This window comes from Pseudoxanthomonas sp. Root65, from assembly GCF_001427635.1.
GTDB lineage: Bacteria > Pseudomonadota > Gammaproteobacteria > Xanthomonadales > Xanthomonadaceae > Pseudoxanthomonas_A.
Genome location: NZ_LMHA01000001.1, coordinates 677809 through 695833 on the forward strand (window position 1 = coordinate 677809; position 18025 = coordinate 695833).

The 18025-nt window shown below is 66.3% G+C and carries 10 protein-coding genes; 2 read left to right on the forward strand and 8 right to left on the reverse strand.

Annotation, left to right across the window (positions count from 1 at the left end):
• Nucleotides 1-5 precede the first annotated feature (5 nt).
• The 7 genes from ASD77_RS03085 to ASD77_RS03115 form a co-directional block, all read right to left on the reverse strand.
• Nucleotides 6-950 carry a ribokinase gene (locus tag ASD77_RS03085; RefSeq protein ID WP_200947352.1) on the reverse strand — a complete coding sequence of 315 codons (945 nt, stop codon included), beginning with the start codon at nucleotides 948-950 and terminating at the stop codon, nucleotides 6-8.
• Entirely contained in the window at nucleotides 947-2161 is a 1215-nt protein-coding gene (locus ASD77_RS03090; RefSeq protein ID WP_055937148.1) for a serine hydrolase domain-containing protein, read from the reverse strand. Before ASD77_RS03090 ends, ASD77_RS03085 begins: the two co-directional genes overlap by 4 nt.
• A gap of 89 nt (nucleotides 2162-2250) precedes the next feature.
• The gene (locus ASD77_RS03095; RefSeq protein ID WP_235578460.1) at nucleotides 2251-4482 is read right to left on the reverse strand and encodes a TonB-dependent receptor; all 2232 of its coding nucleotides are present in this window, start codon (nucleotides 4480-4482) and stop codon (nucleotides 2251-2253) included.
• A gap of 233 nt (nucleotides 4483-4715) precedes the next feature.
• A complete protein-coding gene (locus tag ASD77_RS03100; RefSeq protein ID WP_055937150.1) occupies nucleotides 4716-5591 on the reverse strand; it encodes a LysR family transcriptional regulator in 876 nt (291 codons plus the stop codon).
• A 73-nt stretch (nucleotides 5592-5664) separates the two neighbouring features.
• Nucleotides 5665-8046, reverse strand: coding sequence for a sodium:solute symporter (locus tag ASD77_RS03105; RefSeq protein ID WP_055937153.1), 2382 nt, complete (start codon nucleotides 8044-8046; stop codon nucleotides 5665-5667).
• 47 nt (nucleotides 8047-8093) lie between these two features.
• Nucleotides 8094-8936, reverse strand: a complete 843-nt coding sequence (locus ASD77_RS03110) for a CoA ester lyase (protein ID WP_055937156.1) — start codon at nucleotides 8934-8936, stop codon at nucleotides 8094-8096.
• A gap of 136 nt (nucleotides 8937-9072) precedes the next feature.
• A complete protein-coding gene (locus tag ASD77_RS03115; protein ID WP_055937159.1) occupies nucleotides 9073-10089 on the reverse strand; it encodes a sugar kinase in 1017 nt (338 codons plus the stop codon).
• Nucleotides 10090-10327: 238 nt separating this feature from the next.
• Between ASD77_RS03115 and ASD77_RS03120 the strand changes: the two genes are divergently transcribed.
• Together ASD77_RS03120 and ASD77_RS03125 are read left to right on the forward strand one after the other, a co-directional pair.
• On the forward strand, nucleotides 10328-13102 hold the full coding sequence (locus ASD77_RS03120; protein WP_055937162.1) for a TonB-dependent receptor: 2775 nt from the start codon (nucleotides 10328-10330) through the stop codon (nucleotides 13100-13102).
• A 303-nt stretch (nucleotides 13103-13405) separates the two neighbouring features.
• On the forward strand, nucleotides 13406-16321 hold the full coding sequence (locus tag ASD77_RS03125; RefSeq protein WP_055937165.1) for a TonB-dependent receptor: 2916 nt from the start codon (nucleotides 13406-13408) through the stop codon (nucleotides 16319-16321).
• Nucleotides 16322-16555: 234 nt separating this feature from the next.
• Here the strand turns inward: ASD77_RS03125 and ASD77_RS03130 are convergent, their stop codons facing one another.
• Nucleotides 16556-17905, reverse strand: coding sequence for a pectate lyase (locus tag ASD77_RS03130; protein ID WP_055937168.1), 1350 nt, complete (start codon nucleotides 17903-17905; stop codon nucleotides 16556-16558).
• Nucleotides 17906-18025: the final 120 nt, after the last annotated feature.

An 18025-nucleotide genomic window follows, 5' to 3' on the forward strand; every position in this document is an offset into this window, starting at 1 on the left:
TCGGATCAGGGGATGCCGCAATAGGCCGCCAGCGCGGCCCGTCGCGAGGGATCGTCGGCCTGCGTGGCCAGCCACGCGTCGACGTCGGATCGCGCCGGAATGCTGGCCTGGGCGCCGAGCCGGGTGCAGGCCAGCGCCGAGGCCGCACTGGCGAAGCGTAGCGCGTCGGCGAAGCCGGCATGTTCGGACAGGCGTGCGGTGAGCGCGCCGCAGAAGGTGTCGCCGGCCGCCGTGGTGTCGACCGGATCGATGGCGAAGGCGGGCTGCAGGAACAGTTCGGCGCCCCGGCGCGCGAAGCAGCCTCGCTCGCCCAGGGTCACCACCACGCAGGGCACCGCCAGGCGCGCGGCCTGCGCGGCGACGGTGCCACCGCCTGCCAGCGTGGCCAGTTCGCCTTCGTTGACCACCAGCACGTCGACGTCGTGCAGCAGGCCGTCCGGCAGCGTGGTCGCCGGTGCCGCGTTGAGCACCACGCGCACGCCGGCGTCGCGCGCCAGGCGGGCGAACGTGGCGACGGTGTCCAGCGGCGTCTCGAGCTGCAGCAGCAGATGGCTCACGCCGCGCAACGAGGGCAGATGGTGCGGTCGCAGGCCCGCGTTGGCGCCGGGGGCGACGGTGATGGCATTTTCGGCGCTGTCGGACAGGCAGATGAAGGCGGTGCCGCTGGCGACCCCGGGCACACGCACGATCTGGGTGGCGACGCCGGCCTCGGCCAGTGCCTGTTCCAGCACGGTCGCCTGCGGATCCTCGCCCAGCGCCAGCAGCATGCGCGTGGGCACGGCGCCGGCCCGCGCGCTCGCCACGGCCTGGTTGGCGCCCTTGCCGCCGGGGAACGTGGCGAAGTCGCGGCCCAGCACGGTTTCGCCCGGTGCCGGTACATGCGGCGCCCGCACCACGAAATCGAGGTTGGCCGAACCGGCGACCAGCACGGTCCCCGTCCGCGTGCTCACGGCGACACCGCCGAATAGACGGCGCGGTAGAACGGCGCGGCGAGCTTGGGCAACGGAGCGGCGCCTTCGGTCGGCAGGTGCTGCGACAGCAGCAGGATCACCAGTCCGCGCGAACGGTCGATGGTGAAATAGGTCGACGCGGCACCGGACCAGCCGAACTGTCCGGGCGAACCCGGTCGCGCACTCTTCGCCGTGTCGGTGACGACATAGCCGCCCAGGCCGAAGCCTTCGCCCGGTTCCGGCGCCGGCACCGGCGGATCGAAGCCGGCCAGCTGGTCGGACATCATCATCGCCACGGTGTCTTGGCGCAGCAGGCGCACGCCGTCCAGTGCGCCGCCTTCGGCCAGCATCCGCGCGAAGCGCAGGTAGTCGGCGGCGGTGGAATACAGCCCGCCCGCGCCGCTGTCGTAGGCGCGCAGGCGACTGCCGGGTTCGCGTGCCGTCGGCGTATCGGCGAGCACGCGCCGTCCGTCCGCATCGCGCGTCGTCAGCGCCATGACGCGCCCCCGCTGCGCGACAGGAACCTCGAATCCGGTGTCATGCATCCGCAGCGGCTGCAGGATGCGCGTGCGCAGAAAGTCGTCTAACGTTTGCCCGCTGGCGACTTCGATCACGCGGGCGAGGACTTCGGTGTTGACGCCGTCGTAGCGGAAGCGCGTGCCGGGTTCGGTCGCCAGCGGCGCGCTGGCGACACGTTCCGCATAGCCGGCCAGGTCGCCGGCTGCTTCCGGCGCCTGCCGTTGCAGCAGTTCGGACGCCACCCGGATGTCGTCGCCGCCAGTGGCGAACCCGGCGGTGTGGGTCAGCAGGTGGCGGACAGTGAGGGCGCGCTGTGCCGGCACGAGTGCAGGCGACCCGACAGTGCCTCCCTCGAGGCGCTGCAATCCGCCGAATGCCGGCAGATAGGTGGCGACGGGCGCATCGAGCTGCAACCTGCCCTCCTCCACCAGCATCAACGCCGCCACCGAGGTGACGGGCTTGGTAATCGAGTAGATGCGGAAGATGGCATCTTCGCGCAGCGGCTGACGCCCCTGCAGGTCCGCATGACCGAACACCCCCCGATAGACCGTCGTGCCGTGATCTGCAACCACAGCGACGGCGCCCAGGTATCCGTGCCCACCCACGACCGTGGACAGCACCTCATCCAGCGGCGCACGCGGCAGCGCTTGCGGCGGTGGCGTGGCTGTCGCACAGGCGGCGAGCGAAAGCATTAGTACCATCCAAAGCCCGCGCCGCCCTGGAGAGGGGACGGCGCGGGGGGAGGCGACGTGGGAGAGTGCCGGCATCCGCGGATGATGGGTCAGAACGTGTATTCGTAGGTGACGGAATACATGCGTCCGCGACCGGCGAAATAGTTCTTGAAGAAGTCCACCTGCGACCAGCTGAGGATGTACTGCTTGTTGGTCAGGTTCTCGATGCCCAGGGTCACGCGGCCATAGTTCTCGAAACGGTAGTTCGCACTCAAGTCAAAGAGCGTGTATCCGCGGGTGTTCTCCCTGAACTCGAAGAACTGGCCATCGAACGCGCGGGTTTCGGACGCGTACAAGTCGCGGTCCAGCAGTTTCGTCGCATTGAGGGTGACGTCGCCCTGCTCGCTGAAGCGCCAGTTGACCGACGCACCGATCTTGTCGGGATTGATGTCGGACACGCCGATGGGCTTGTTGAGACCACCGGCAGGGTAGCGATCCCGGAGATCGGCATTCCAGAACGCGGTCTCGCCGCGGATGCGGGAGTACAGACCGTTGACCTTCCACTGCGGATTGAAGCGCCACTCGCCGCTCAGCTCGATGCCCTTGATACGGGTCGGGGCGCGGTTGAGCACGTAGTCATTGGTCGCCGGATCGACCGCGAGGGACGTACCGAACGGCGAGCGCGAGTCATAATAGGAGCCGCCCAGCGATCCGCGGTCGCCGCGCCAGTTGAAGCCGTACTCGCGGTTGTCGACGACGATGGCCTGCAGATCGCGGATACGGTCCACCGACTGGCCGGGCACGTTGATGTTGCGCAGCGGGATGCCGATGTTGGGCAGGCTGAACCCTTCGCCATAGGACGCGAACACGGACCAGCCACCGGCGATGCGCCAGATAGCGCCGAAGTTCACCAGGTTCTCCGTGTACTCCACGCCACCGCCTTCGACAAAGACGCTGTTGCGGAAGGGCGTGGTGGTATAGCTGTCCACGCGCAGCTCGCCGTCTTCGCGACGGAAACCGCCACTCACCGTCACCGGGCCGAGGTCATAGCTCAGCTGGACGTAGGGCGCGACGCTGGTGTACTCCATGGGCGGCACCCACAGCCGGTTGGTCAGCGCCAGACGCTGTTGCGCCTCGTCGTAGACGTAGTCCACACCGGCCCGGAGCTCCAGTCCATCGACGCCGAACACCGAGGTTCGGGTCCACGAAGGCCGAAAACCCCACTTCTTGCTGGTGATTTCGGACTGATCGAAGATGCGCTCCGCACCCGGGGGAAGCGGCCACACCAGTTGGCGATCGTCGCCGTCCTCCGGCAGATAGCGCATGGCCTGGTCGGCCCAGTAGGCGTTGAGGACCAGGTTGCCGCCCAGGAAGTCGCCGTGCGTGTACAGCGCGTTCAACTGCTCGAAGTCGTTGAACTCCGCCTTGCTACCGAAGATCTGACCACGCTCGGACGTATTGGTCACGGGATTGGCGCAGGTTCCGGGGCGGCAGCCCTCGACCTGTATGTAGTCGCCGTTGCCTTCGATCTTGAAGTTGCTGTAACTCAGCTGGATGCGCTGCACGCCGTCTTCGCCGAAGTTGATGCCGCCCTTCAGGAACAGGTTCCGCGCTACCGAATCCGACACCGAGCCGCTGGTGTTCATGCCCACCCGGCGACCGTCCGCGTCATAGGCCATGCCGCGGTCGATGGTTGAGACGCCGACCACCAGGTCCCGGTTCTCCTGCTTGAACGCGTAGTTCAGCCCGAGTTTCCAACCGGCGCTGTCGTCCTTGAACTGCGTGGAGTACCGGCTCAGGAAGCGGAACTCACTGCCTTCCTTCGTGGGCACGGTGGAGATGTAGTTGATGATGCCGCCTGCCGCGCCGATACCCTCCGACGCCGACGGACCGTTGATCACCTCGATCCGGTCGACGATGCCCATGTCGGTGAACGTCGCATTGCGGCCACCTTCGCGCAACGGCGAGCCCTGCGGCACGCCATCGAACAGGCGCAGCGCGATGCGGCCGCGCAGCGTTTCGCCCGTGTTGCTCATGGCCTGCGACGACTCGGCATAACCCGGTACGGTACGAGCGAGCACGGCCGTGGCGTCTTCCGTGACCGCCAGCGTGTGCTTGACCTCTTCCTTCGACACCAGCGACACAGCACCGGGAATCCGGTCGATCGACTTGGGCGCACGCACGCCGGTGACGATCACCTGGTCCAGGTCGACGGCATCCCTGGCCCGTTCCTCTGCGGCGGCTGCATCCTGCGGCGGCGGGGTGGTCTGTTGGGCCTTGACGCTGGCGCTGACGGCGGCGGCCAGCAGGAAAACGCCGAACGCGGCGGGTACCTGTTTCATGATCGATTCTCGGAATGCGGCGGTGGACGGCACGGTCGCGCAGCAGGCGACACGTTCCGCGACAAGGATGTGTATGCGAGAAGGCCGCGGAGGCGGCCGGCGTGCCCAGCGTTCCTCCCAGACGCTCGAACCCGACGATGCTCCAAGCGTAGGTCGACGCCAGCCGCGGAAGAATCGTCCGCCGATATGTTCACAGGCTAGTTTTTGTAGCGTGCACTGCAACATCGCACCGCTCAGGCATGGCCGGTGGCGGCGCGGCTCTCCTGCAGCAACACGGTGACCAGGCGGATGCGCACCGACGAACGCGACCACACCATGCCGATCCGCCGCGGCTCGCTGGGCAGCGGCAACGGGATGCGCACCAGGTCCAGGCCTTCCGGCCACGGACGCGCCCAGTCCGGGACGAGCGACACACCCAGTCCCCGGTCCACCATCACCGCGATGGCGTTCAGCCCGTTCAGCTCGAACCGCTCGTGCGGCACGATGCCGGCGGCATGCAGATAGTCGTCGGCCACGCGACCGCCCCACTGGTTGCGGTCGTAGCGGATCAGCGGCTCGCTGCGCAACAGCTCGTGCGGGTCGCGACCGGCCATGCGGGCCGGCGCGATCATCACCAGCGGCTCCTCGCGCAGCAGCAGCCAGTCGCAGGTCTTGGGCAGGCTGTAGGGCGCCTGCAGCACCAGCGCGGCATCCAGCTCACCGGCCTCCACCGCGCGGTAGAGCTCCGCCGAATAGGCCGGGCGGATGTAGACGTTGATCTGCGGGAACGTGTCGACCATGCGCGCCAGGATGTCCGGCAGCATGCCCGCCAGTGCGGTCGGGCACGCACCCAGCCGCAGTTCGCCGGACACGTCGCTGTCGTTGGCGACGCTGCGCATGTCGGACACGTCGCGGAGCAGGTCGCGCGCCCGTTGCAGGATGCGCGCGCCCTCCTCGGTCAGGCTGACGGTGCGGCCGGCGCGGGCGATCAGCGGCGCACCGAGCTCGCGTTCCAGCGTGCGGATCTGCTGCGCGACGGCCGCCGGCGTGATGTTGAGCACGCGCGCCGCCGCGGCCATCGAACCGCGATCGGCCACCACCACGAAGGTATTCAGGAACTGGGTGTCCACGCGCCTCCCGTTTTCGGCGTCAGGCTACACGAGCGCGGGCGGGCCGGCGATGTGACCGATGGCGCATGCACGGTCACGCCGCATCGTTCACCGCGTCCTGGCGGTGGATGGTCAGGCCCTGCAGCGACTGCGATGGCGGCGGGAACAGCCAGCTCGCGGCATAGCCGATGACGATGCACAGCAGGATGGAGATGGCGAGATAGAAGTAGGGATGCACCAGATCCATCGACCAGACCAGCAGGGTCAGCACGATGCTCGAGCCGATGCCGATGGCCACACCCTGCGAGTTCGCCCGGCGGGTGAACATGCCCAGCGTGTAGGCACCGGCGAAGCCGCCGCCCAGCAGGCCGGCCAGCTCGATGGAGACGTCGAACAGGGAATGGATGTCGTAGCGCGACAGTAGCAGCGCGATACCGATGCCGGTCAGGCCGACCAGCACGCCCATGATTTCGGCAAAGAGCACGCTTTTCTTCGGGCTCGGGTTCTTCGCCAGCTTCTCGTAGAAGTCGACCGAGGCCAGCGTCGAGACGCTGTTGATGATGCTGGACAGCGTGGACATGGCCGCCGCGAAGATGCCGGCGATGATCAGCCCGGTGACCCCCATCGGCAGTTCGGCCGCGATGAAGAGCGGGAAGGTCGCGTCGATGGGCAGCAGCGGGTTCATCCGCTCCGGATGCGACTGGTAGTACACGTACAGTGCCGTGCCGATGGCGTAGAAGATGAAACCGCCGGGAATCATGATTGCCGCGAAGGTCCAGATGGAGCGGCCGGCTTCCTTGTCGGACTTGGTGGACAGCACACGCTGCATCAACACCTGGTCCTTCGGGAAGGTCAGCACCACGTCGAACACGACCAGGAAGATGAAGCCCCAGACGGTCGCCTTGGTCAGGTCGAAGCTGAAGTCGAACAGCTGCGTCTTGTGCTCGGCCCGCGCGACTTCGAGGAACTCCGGCAACCCGCCGTTGAGGTGGTAGATGATGAAGCCGATGGCGAAGATGGCGCCGCCGAACATCACGAACACCTGCACGAAGTCCGTCCAGATCACCGCCTTCATGCCACCGAGGGTGGTGTAGAGGATGGTGAACACCCCCATGATGAGGATGCTCCACACCACGTCCAGGCCGGTGATGGTGGCGATGGCCAGCGCGGGCAGGAACAGGATCACGCTCATGCGGCTGCCGATCTGCATGGCGATGCACAGCGCGCTGGCCAGCATGCGGATGGCAGGATGGAACCGTTTCTCCAGGTAGGAGAACACCGACATCAGGTCCAGCCTGCGCAGCAGCGGCACGATCCATATCGCCACGAACATCAGGCCCATCACGGCGATCAGGTTATTGGTCAGGTACTGCCAGTTGGTCTCGAACGCCTTGGCCGGGATGGCGATGAAGCTGATCGAACTGGTGTTGGTGGCGTACAGGCTGACGCCCGCCGCCCAGAACGGAATGCTGCGCCCGCCCACGAAGAAGTCCGCCGTCGAGGCGCGCTTCTCCTGCAGGTAGAAGTACAGACCGATGCCGACCATCGCGGCCAGGTAGACCACGATCACCAGCCAGTCCAGCCACTTCAGCAGGTAGGTGCGCGCCGTCAGTTCCACCGTGGCGAGCGAGGACGTCTGCGCATCCCAGCCGGCGAAGCCATTGCCCCATGCGGTCAGGGTCGAGGCAACCGGCGTACCCGACCCGGGCAGGTCGGCCCAGGCGCGGGTGATGGTATGGAAGGTGGCCAGACGCGACGTGCCGTCCGCGGACTGCAGGAGATACACGACGTGCGACTGGCCCGTCGGGCGTGCACCTTCGGCGGCCGCGACACGACCGGGAACGGGCGCAAGCGCCTGCCACCCGTTGTCCGCCGACCAGCGCCACAGTGCGTCCTGAGGTTGGGCGGACGTGGTGACGATCAGTTCGCCGCGCTGGGCGATCAGGGTGCCCGCTGCCGCTCCGCCCGGCCATGGCGCCATGGCCTGCCATCCCGCCGTAGCCTGGGACAGGTCGCGCCGGAGCAGATGCGGCTGCTTTGCCGCGTCGAGGCCGGCCGCATAGAGCACGCCCGCGTGTTCGGCCAGGCGGATCTCGCGCAGGGCGAGCGGCAATGCGGGAAGCGCGGTCAACGACAGCCGCCCGCCTGTCAGTTCCACGCGCTCCAGCGCCGTGGCGCTGCTGTCCGCGGCAGCGGCGATGCGGTAGAGGCGATCGATGGCGGCGTTCTGCCATTGATCGCGTGCCGTCGCGCCCGCGGGCATGGCGACCGGCTGCCATTGCGTCGAGCCGGCGGACCAGGCCAGGACCTGGTCGTCGGAGAACGCCAGCAGGCGGCCGCCTGCCGTGCGCAGACCATGCACGGACGCGGAGGGTGCGGGAAGCGTTGCGTGGCGCAGTTCCGTCAGGCTTTCGGCCCATGCCGATGCCGGCAGCAGGAGCAGCAGCACGCCCAGCCAGGCCGCACGGCGAAGCATGGATACCAACGACGCAGGCGCGAGGGACCGGAAATGGCGGCGGACAGTCATGCGCGGTTCCCGTCGGCCAGTGCGACCACGGCGCGGGCGCGGGCCAGGAACGGCGCGTCCACCATGCGTCCGTCCACGGCATACACGCCATCCCGCGCAGCATCGACGATATGGCGCGCCGCTTCGATCTCGTCCTGTGTCGGCGCGAACACCGCGTTCGCCCACGCCACCTGGCGCGGATGCACACAACTCTTGCCGACATAGCCCAGCGCACGCGCGGACTCGGCTTCGGTACGGAAGCCCGCTTCGTCATCCAGACCGGGAAAGGCGGCGTCGTAGGCGAACACGCCTGCCTCGGCTGCGGCCATGCGCAGCGCGTACTGCGCCGCGTGCACGTTCTGCAGCGCGCTCCGGCGGATGCCATGCGGCTCGAACAGATCGCCGAGCCCGAGCTGCAGGCCGCGGATGCGCGGGTGCGCGGATGCGATCGCCGCTGCATGACGCAGGGCGCGCGGCGTTTCGATGTTGACCAGCAGGCCGGGCGCGTGGCGCGTGTGCAGGCGCGCTTCGATGGCCTCGATTTCCGCCACCGCCTGCCGGACCTGCTCGGCCGATTCGATCTTGGGCAGGTTGATCAGGTCCACGTCGAGCGCCAGCACCGCACGCAGATCGTCTTCCCACAGCGGCGAATGCCACGCGTTCACCCGCACGATCACCTGCTTGCCCGCCACCCGGTGCGGCGCGTCGCCCAGAAAGGCCGCCACCTGCGTGCGGGCCTCCGCCTTGGCGCTCGCGGCGACGGCATCCTCCAGATCGAAGGACAGCACGTCCGCAGCGCCCGCCATGGCCTTGGCGAACAGCGCCGGGCGGTCTCCGGGCACGAACAGCTTGCTACGCATGGACGGCGCTCCTCATGGCGCGCAGTCTGCGGGAATCCGGCCGGCGGCAAAGCCCCGGCGCGGCATCTTCAAACGATAGATTTTGCTGCGTTACGCGATGCGGCAACGCAACATAATCCTGCTTCCCGCCGCCCTGTCAGCGCTTCACGTCCAGACCGTTTTCACCGAGGAAGGCGTGCACATCGGCGGCCGCCACCAAATTGAAATCGCCCGGCAGCGAATGCTTAAGGCAGGCCGCAGCCACCCCGAAGTGCAGCGCATCGACGGCCTGCATGCCGGCCAGGCCACCATGGAGTACGCCAGCGGCGAAGGCGTCGCCGGTTCCTATGCGGTCGATGATCGGGGAGATCTCGTAGGAAGGCGTGGTCAGCAGGCTGCCGTCGCGCAAGGCGGTGATGCCCGACAGCACGTGATGGTCGACGCTGCGCTGCACGCGCACGGTGGCCGCCATCTGCCGGAGATGCGGGAATGCCTTGAACGCCGCAGCGGCACCCGCCGCGAAGCGTTCCTGTGGTGTCGCCTGCGGAAACTCAAGGCCCAGCACCACCTGCAGGTCGCGATGGCTGGCGAACAGGAGATCGGCTTCGGACATCAGGCCGCGCAGGATCGTCGGCGCGTCGCCACCCCACGCGTCCCACAGCTTGGGACGGAAGTTGCCGTCGAACGATACTTTCACCCCGGCGGCACGTGCCGCCTTCACTGCCGCAAGCACGCCATCGGCTGCCTGTTGGCCCAGCGCGGGCGTCACGCCCGACACATGCAACCAGTCCGCCCCTGCCAGCAGCGCAGGCCAATCGTGTGCACCACCGCCGGCGCGCGCGAAGACCGAATCCGCGCGGTCGTACAGCACCTCGCTGGGACGCTGGAGGGCGCCGTGGGTCAGGAAGTACAAACCCATGCGTCCGGGCGCCTGCTGCACGGCGCGCGTATCGACGCGATGCCGGCGCAGTTCGCCCAGCGCGGCTTCGCCCAGTGCATTGTCCGCCACCAGGCCCACCATGCTGGCGTCATGGCCGAAGCGCGCCAGCGACACGGCAACATTCGCTTCCGCGCCGCCGACGTGCACCTCCAGTGCCGGCGACTGCAACAACAGCTGGCGACCGGGTGCGCCCAGACGCAGCAGCAGCTCACCGAAACAGACGATCTTTCCCATCTCCCCTCTCCTCCCGTGGCGTGGATGCGGCGCAGCCTGCAGGCCGTTTCGGCTTGTCCCTGGGACAAGATTAACCGGCTCGACTGACAGTTGTTGTTGCAGCGCACACTCTGTTAGCGTTGTTTTTGACCAGCGGTGTCATTTTACCAGCTGGCAAGATCCGGAAGGGAATAAACAAGCTTTTTTGCCATCAAAACAGTCGCGGTACGCGGCCATGGTCCCTTGAGGAGGGGAGAACATGCCAGTCAGTCATCACAACCGGAAGACACCGGTTACCTTGCTTGCCGTCTCGATCGCGTTCGCGCTGCAGATGAGTGCAGTCGCACACGCTCAGGAAGCGGCACAGCCGGCCGAGTCCGCTCAGCCCGCACCGGCGGACAGTGTCGATACGCTCGACACTGTCAGCGTCACCGGTTACCGCGCCAGCGTGGAGAAGGCTCTCGACATCAAGCGCGGCGAAGCCGGCGTGGTCGATGCCATCGTCGCCGAGGACATCGGCAAGTTCCCCGACCTCAACCTGGCCGAATCGCTGCAGCGCATCCCGGGCGTGGTCATCACGCGCGAAGGCGGCGAAGGCCGCCAGATCTCGGTCCGTGGCCTACCCCCGGACCTGACCCGCGTCCGCATCAATGGCATGGAGGCTCTCACCACGGTGGGTGCCACCGACCAGAATGGCGGTACGAACCGGGGGCGCGGCTTCGACTTCAACGTCTTCGCTTCGGATCTTTTCTCGCAGCTGATCGTGCGCAAGACGCCGTCGGCCGATGTGGAGGAAGGTTCGTTGGGCGCTACCGTCGACCTGCGCACCGCACGCCCGCTGGACTACGACGGCTTCACCTTCAGCGCCAGCGGCCAGGCCAGCTACAACGATATGGCCGAGAAGACCGATCCCCGGATCGGTGCGCTGATCGCCAATACCTGGGCTGATGGCAAGTTCGGCGCCCTGCTGTCGGTCGCCTACTCCGAGCGCCAGGCGCTCGAAGAAGGTTCCGGTAGCGGCCGCTGGGCGCAGGGCACGAGCAACGGCAACTTCAGCGCGACCTCTCCGTTCGCGGCGGCGCGCGGCGCCGATGTCTACCACCCGCGCTTCCCCCGCTACACGCTGATGGAACACGACCAGAAGCGCACCGGTGTGGCGGCTTCGCTGCAGTTCAAACCGACGGACCGTACCCAGTTCGCCCTGGACGCGCTGTACTCGAAGATCGATGCCACCCGCGACGAGAAGTACATCGAAGCGATCTCGTTCAGCCGCAGCGGCACCGGCAAGCCGCAGACCGTCGTCCGTGACGGCGTGATCGAGAACGGCGCGCTGGTGTACGGTCTGTTCGACGACGTCGACATCCGCTCGGAAAGCCGTCACGACGAGTGGAACACCGTATTCACCCAGTTCAACTTGGAAGGCGAGCACGAGTTCACCGACAACTTCAAGATCAGCGGCAAGGTCGGAACGTCCAAGTCGGAGCACGAGAATCCGATCCAGACGACGATCATCATGGACAAGCTGAACGTCGACAATTACAGCTACGACTACCGCAACGATCCTTACAAGCCAATCCTCAACTACGGTATCGATCCGACGGATCCGAACGGCTGGACGCTGGCGGAGATCCGCATCCGTCCGCAGTACGTGACCAACGACTTCGATACCGCGCAGTTGGATTTCAACTGGAACATCAGCCCGGGCTTCCGCCTGAAGGGTGGCGTGCAGTCGAAGGATTACTCGTTCTCCACGCGCGAGCTGCGTCGCGCGTCCGAACTGGTGGTGCCCACATTCAACGGCGGCACCACCATCGTGCCTTCCGATCTCACCGAGCTGGCCAGCCTGAGTGGCGTCAACGGTTCGCCAGGCACCTGGGTGATTCCGGATTACGAGGCCATCGCCGACCTGTTCGACATCTACAGCAACAGCGGCATCTATGCGGTCGTCGATCGTCCGGTCAATACCCGCAGCGTGAAGGAAGAGGATCGCGGTGTTTACCTGATGGGCGAGTTCTCTGCCGATCTGGGCGCCATCCCCGTCTCCGGCAACTTCGGCGTGCGTTACGTGCGTACCAAGCAGAGCTCGACCGGCATCGCGACCGCCAGCGGCACGCCGGTCGCTACGACCGTGAGCCGTGAGTACAGCGATACCCTGCCGTCGATGAACCTGGTGGCGGAGATCACGCCGGACTTCCTGATCCGCCTGGGTGCGGCGAAGGTGATGTCGCGCCCCGGCTTGGGTTCGCTGACGCCCGGCGTGACGGTCAGCGTCGCCGGTGGCGCTCGCACCGTCAGCGGTGGCAACCCCAACCTCGATCCGGTTCGCGCGGAGACGGCGGACCTGGGCTTCGAGTGGTACTTCAACGAAGGCGCGATGCTGGGTCTGGGTCTGTTCTACAAAGACATCGAGGGTTTCGTGCAGACCACGCGCGAGGTGCGCAGCTACGCCTCCAGCGGTCTGCCCGCCAGCCTGCTCGATGGGACGGGCGCGACGGTCAACGACGACTTCGTCTTCAGCGTGCCGGTCAATACGCCGGGCGGCAAGGTGAAGGGCTTCGAAGCCACATTGGTCCAGCCGTTCTCCTTTCTGCCCGGCAAGTGGTCCAACTTCGGCACGCAGCTGAACTACACCTACGTCGACACGGAGATCCAGTACGTCAACAGCCAGGGCGTGAACGTGCTGAAGGCGCCATGGACCGGCATGTCGAAGCACTCGTGGAACGCCACGCTGTACTACGAAGGCGAGCGCTTCTCCGGCCGCGTCTCGGCGACCAACCGCGACGACTACCTGCTGCAGGCACCCGGTACCGAAGCGGGCTACAACATCGATGGTGTGCACGGGCAGACCGGCACCACCACGATCGACATGGCGCTGCGCTACAAGCTCAACGACAAGCTGGAGTTGAGCCTGGAAGGCATCAACCTGACGGACGAGCCGCAGGAGTCGTGGGTGCAGAACGCCAGCGGCCAGCTCCCGCTGGACTACAGCGAGACCGGCCGCCAGTATCTGCTGGGCCTGCGCTACAAGTTCTGATGCGTTGACCGTCCCGCCCCTCCCCTGCGGAGGGGCACCCGAAGCCCGGCCGCCTCTCCCGGCCGGGCTTTTTTTCGCGCGCGATGTCCGTCAGCGACAGGAAGGCCATGTCCAACAGACGGCTGTCCCGGGACATTTTCTCCAGCCAAATCAACCGGTTGTTGTTGCAGTGCACTCTCTGTTAGCGTTTTGACCAGCGGTGTCATCAGCTCGATGCCGCGCTGGAATGTTCGGGGGAATTCCACGCTGTCGGCACACGACGGCATATCGAAAATCGTTGGCCGCCCTTGGGAGGGGGATGTCATGAACCACTATCCGAATCGCCGGAAGACACCGGTTACCGCACTCGCATTCTCGATCGCCGTCGCGCTGCATGCACCCGCGTTCGCGCAGTCGCAGTCGACGCCTGCCGCCACACCCGCCACCACCGAACTGGATCGCATCGAGGTGGTCGGCACGTTCCGCGCCAGTCTGGAAAAAGCACTTGAGGAAAAACGCTACAGCGCCGAGCAGATCGACGCCGTGGTCGCCGAAGACATAGGCAAGTTCCCGGACCTCAACCTCGCAGAAGCCCTGCAACGCATCCCGGGCGTGGCGATCGATCGCGATGCCGGCGAAGGCCGCTCGATCACCGTGCGCGGCCTGGGCCAGGACTTCACGCGCGTGCGCATCAACGGACTCGAAGCCCTGGCCACCACCGGTGGCACCGACAGCTCCGGTGGCGCCAACCGGGGCCGAGGTTTCGACTTCAACGTGTTCGCCGCCGAACTCTTCAGCAAACTGACGGTGCGCAAGACGCAATCTGCGCAGGTGGACGAGGGCTCGCTGGGCGCAACGGTCGACCTGCGCGGCGCGCGGCCGTTCGACTACGACGGCTTCACCAGCACAGTCACCAGCCAGATGGGTTACAACGACCTGTCGCAGCAGTGGGACCCCCGCTTTTCCGCCCTGGTCAGCAACACCTGGGCGGACGGCAAGTTCGGCGCACTGCTCTCGGCGGCGTACAGCGAACGCAACCTGCTGGAAGAAGGCTATAGCGCTGTGCGCTGGGACAACGGTCCATCGTCCAACGGCTTCTGCAGTCCGGTCGGCTACACCCCGCAGAACAACGCCAACAACAGTGGCCGCGGCACCACCGCGCTGAACTGCTCCACCGGCAATCCGCGCCCGGCCAATACCCAGGCGAACAACGATGCTTACCGGCTGGCATCGGCAACGACCACCTTCCACCCGCGCCTGCCGCGCTATGGCCGCCTCACCCACCAGCAGGAGCGGTTGGGCGTCACGGCGGCGCTGCAGTTCAAGCCGAGCGACCGCACGCTGCTGAGCTTCGACGCGATGTATTCGAAGCTCGATGCGACGCGCCAGGAGGACTTCCTGGAAACGATCTCCTTCAGCCGCTCGAACGCACAGGGTGGCAAGTACGAAACGCACGTGCGGCAGGCCGAAGTGGATGAACGCGGCAACCTGGTCTACGGCGTGTTCGACAACGTGGATGTTCGTTCGGAGTCGCGTTTCGACGAACTGTCCACGGAGTTCAGCCAGTACAGCCTGAGCCTGGAGCAGGACCTCACCGACCGCCTCCAACTCAATGCGATGGTGGGAACCTCGACGTCGGAGTTCAAGAATCCCGTGCAAACCACGGTGACGTTCGATATCCAGAACCTCGATGGCTACAGCTGGGACTACCGTGGCAACAGCCGTCTGCCCGTGATCACCTACGGCAACCTGGATGTCACCAGTCCCTCCGCATGGCGCTGGATCAGCAGTCCCGCCGCCAACACCACGGGCTCGGAGATCCGCATCCGTCCCCAGGGCGTGGACAACACCTTCGATACGGGCAAGCTCGACCTGGACTTCGCCATCAACGAGACCTTCACCTTGCGCGGCGGGCTGTCGTACAAGAAGTTCCAGATGGACACGTGGGAGTTCAGACGCGCCAGCGAGACGGCGGTGCCGGCACTGCCCGCCGGGACCACGCTGGCCGACCTGTCCACGTTGGTGACCGGCTTCGGGCGCGGCCTCGATGGGCGCGGACCGAGCACATGGCTGATCCCGGATCTTGGCGCGATCGCCGACCTCTTCGATATCTACTGCAACTGCAACACCGGCGTGCCAGGCGGCGACTTCACGCTCAGCAGCATCACCAATGGCAATGCACGCGGTAACAACCGCAGCATCGGCGAAGAGGACTGGGGCGGCTACCTGCAGCTGGACTTCAATACCGACCTGGGGGGACGCCCGCTACGTGGCAACGTGGGCGTGCGTTACGCCACCACCGACATCGACGCCAGCGGCTATACGTCGGTCGGCGGCGGTAGTCCGGTCACCGTGACCAACGACTACAAGGACTGGTTGCCGTCGCTGAACCTGGCCTGGGACGTCACCGACGAACTGGTGCTGCGCTTCGGCGCCGCCAAGGTGATGGCGCGCCCGCAACTGGGCAACCTGTCGCCTGGTGCCGGCGTCACCACCACGGGCACGCCCAACATCCGTGTCGGCAATCCCTACCTGGATCCGTTCCGCGCTAAGACCTACGACTTCAGTGCCGAATGGTACTTCGCCGAGGACTCGGTACTGTCGCTGGCGCTGTTCTACAAGGACATCGAAACCTACATCCAGGAACTGCGCGAGAACATCGCCTACCGCGACACCGGCCTGCCGCTGGAGTGGGTGCCGTCGACATTCTGGGATGTGGAGTTCGACGTGCGTACGCCGATCAACACGCCCGGCGGTCCGCTGAAGGGCTTCGAGCTGAACTACCAGCAGCCGTTCTCGTTCCTGCCCGGGGGTTTCCGCCACTTCGGCGTGCTGCTGAACTACACGCACGTCACCTCGGATATCGACTACGCGGTCCCGGGCACGTTCCCCGTCACGTACATCGCCAACGACCTGGTCAACCTGTCGCCCGATTCGTACAACGCGACGCTGTACTACGACAACAACAAGTTCAGCGCACGTGTGTCGACGTCGTTCCGCGACGATTACCTGCAACGGGTGCCCGGGCAGAACAACAACGACGTGGAAGGCAAGCGCAGCGCGCGCAGCGTCGATTTCTCGATGTCGTACAAGTGGGACAAGCACCTGACCCTCACCTTCGAGGGGCTCAACCTGACCGACGAGTTCAACGACCAGTACGTCGACTCGGCCGGTGACCGCGCTTCGGTGTATCACCACACCGGCAGACAGTACTACGTGGGCGCGCGGTTCAACTTCTGACCGTGTCGGGCGGGCGCGCTTGCCGGCGCGTCCGCCGCGTCTCTTTCCCGGCCCGGAGGCTGCCGCACGCATCCGGGCACTCCCTGATCGAAGGGTGCGCCGGTGGCGCGTATCCCTGACGGCACCCTCTTGATGCTTCTTCGATTGCCCAGTCAGCCGGACAAACGAAAGGCCCGTCTCGCGGCGGGCCTTCGGTGCCGTGCATGGCCGGCGGCGATGCCGGCCCGCGCGGACTCAGCGCAGCGGTTCGCCGCGCGGATAGCTACCCGACTTCGGTTCCATCACGTCGAGGTTCCATTCGCTGTCGACGAAGAGCTTGCGGGTTTCCTTGTACTGCGGGTAGCCGCCGACCTGGTCCTGGCTGTCGATGATCTCGCCACGCCCCTCGATGACATCGGCGACGATGCGACGGTCGATCAGGTCGCGGTTCCACGGCGTGGCGCCCACGTTTTCGATCACCGCATCCTGCACCTTCGCGGCGGGCAGCAGGCTGACGCCGAATGGCAAGGCCGGCGCATTCTTCACGCGGTTGAGTTTCACCGGTGCGGTGGTGTAACTGCCGGTTTCCTGGATGCTGGTTTTGCCGACGCGATCGACGATCAGGTTGTCCTGCGCATACACATCCAGGTCGCCGGAGCCGCCGATCATCAGGAACGCCAGCGGCTCGGTCGACTTGCCCGCGCGCATCACGTTGCCGCGCACCACCATCTCGCCCTTCGAGTAGGGATGGCCCCTCCATTCTTCCGCGATCAGGTTGTAATGGATGGCGCGCTGGCCGGGGTTGTAGATCAGGTTGTTGATCACCTGGCCGCGAGCGCCGCCCTTGAACAGCGGGCTGCGCTCGTAGTTGTGCGCATACAGGTTGCCGACGATCAGCACCTCGTTGACGTGGTCGTGGATCAGCGAACCCTTGGAGTGTTCGCCCTTGGCATGGATCGAATCGGCCAGGCCTTCGCTGACGATGTTGTTGCTGTAGGTGATCCGGCGCGAGGCGTTGGCCATCCATTCGGCTTCGTTCTCGCCGTGGAAGCGCGTGCTGGAGGCGCTGAGGTTCTCATCGGTGGCCCAGGTGAGCGAACAATGGTCGACGATCACATCGTGCGCGCCGCGCACGGTGGTGATGGCGTCGATGTCGCCGGAGCGCTTCGGCAACCCGCCGTCGCCCGGCCGGATGCGCAGGTGCCGGATCACCACATCATGCGTGGCAATGGTCAGGCCGCCCTTGATGATCGTCACGCCGGGGTGCGGCGCGGTCTGGCCGGCGATGGTCAGGAACGGTTCGCTGATGCGCAGTTCCTTCATGCCGAGGTCGATCACGCCGCCCACCTCGAACACCACGATGCGCGGGCCCTTACCGGTGACGGCCTCCTTGAACGAACCCGGCCCGTCGGCCGCCAGCGTGGTGACGCGGACGATCTTGCCGCCGCGCCCGCCCGGCGTGTGCGCCGCGGCGCCCTGCGCGCCGGGGAACGCGAGCGCCGGCGCATCGGCGGCGAGCACCGGCGCCGTGGCGAATGCCATCAGCAGCGCGGCCAGGCCGCAGGTCAGCCCGCGGACCCGCGCGGGAAAACGGATATCAAGCATTGGCTCCCTCCCAGGAGTGGATCGACGCATCGTGGCATCGGGATGGGTTTTGCGGCAGTGCACATTGTCAATGACACCGGTTTACCATATACAGGCCATCAGCCTGCACTGTCACTCGGC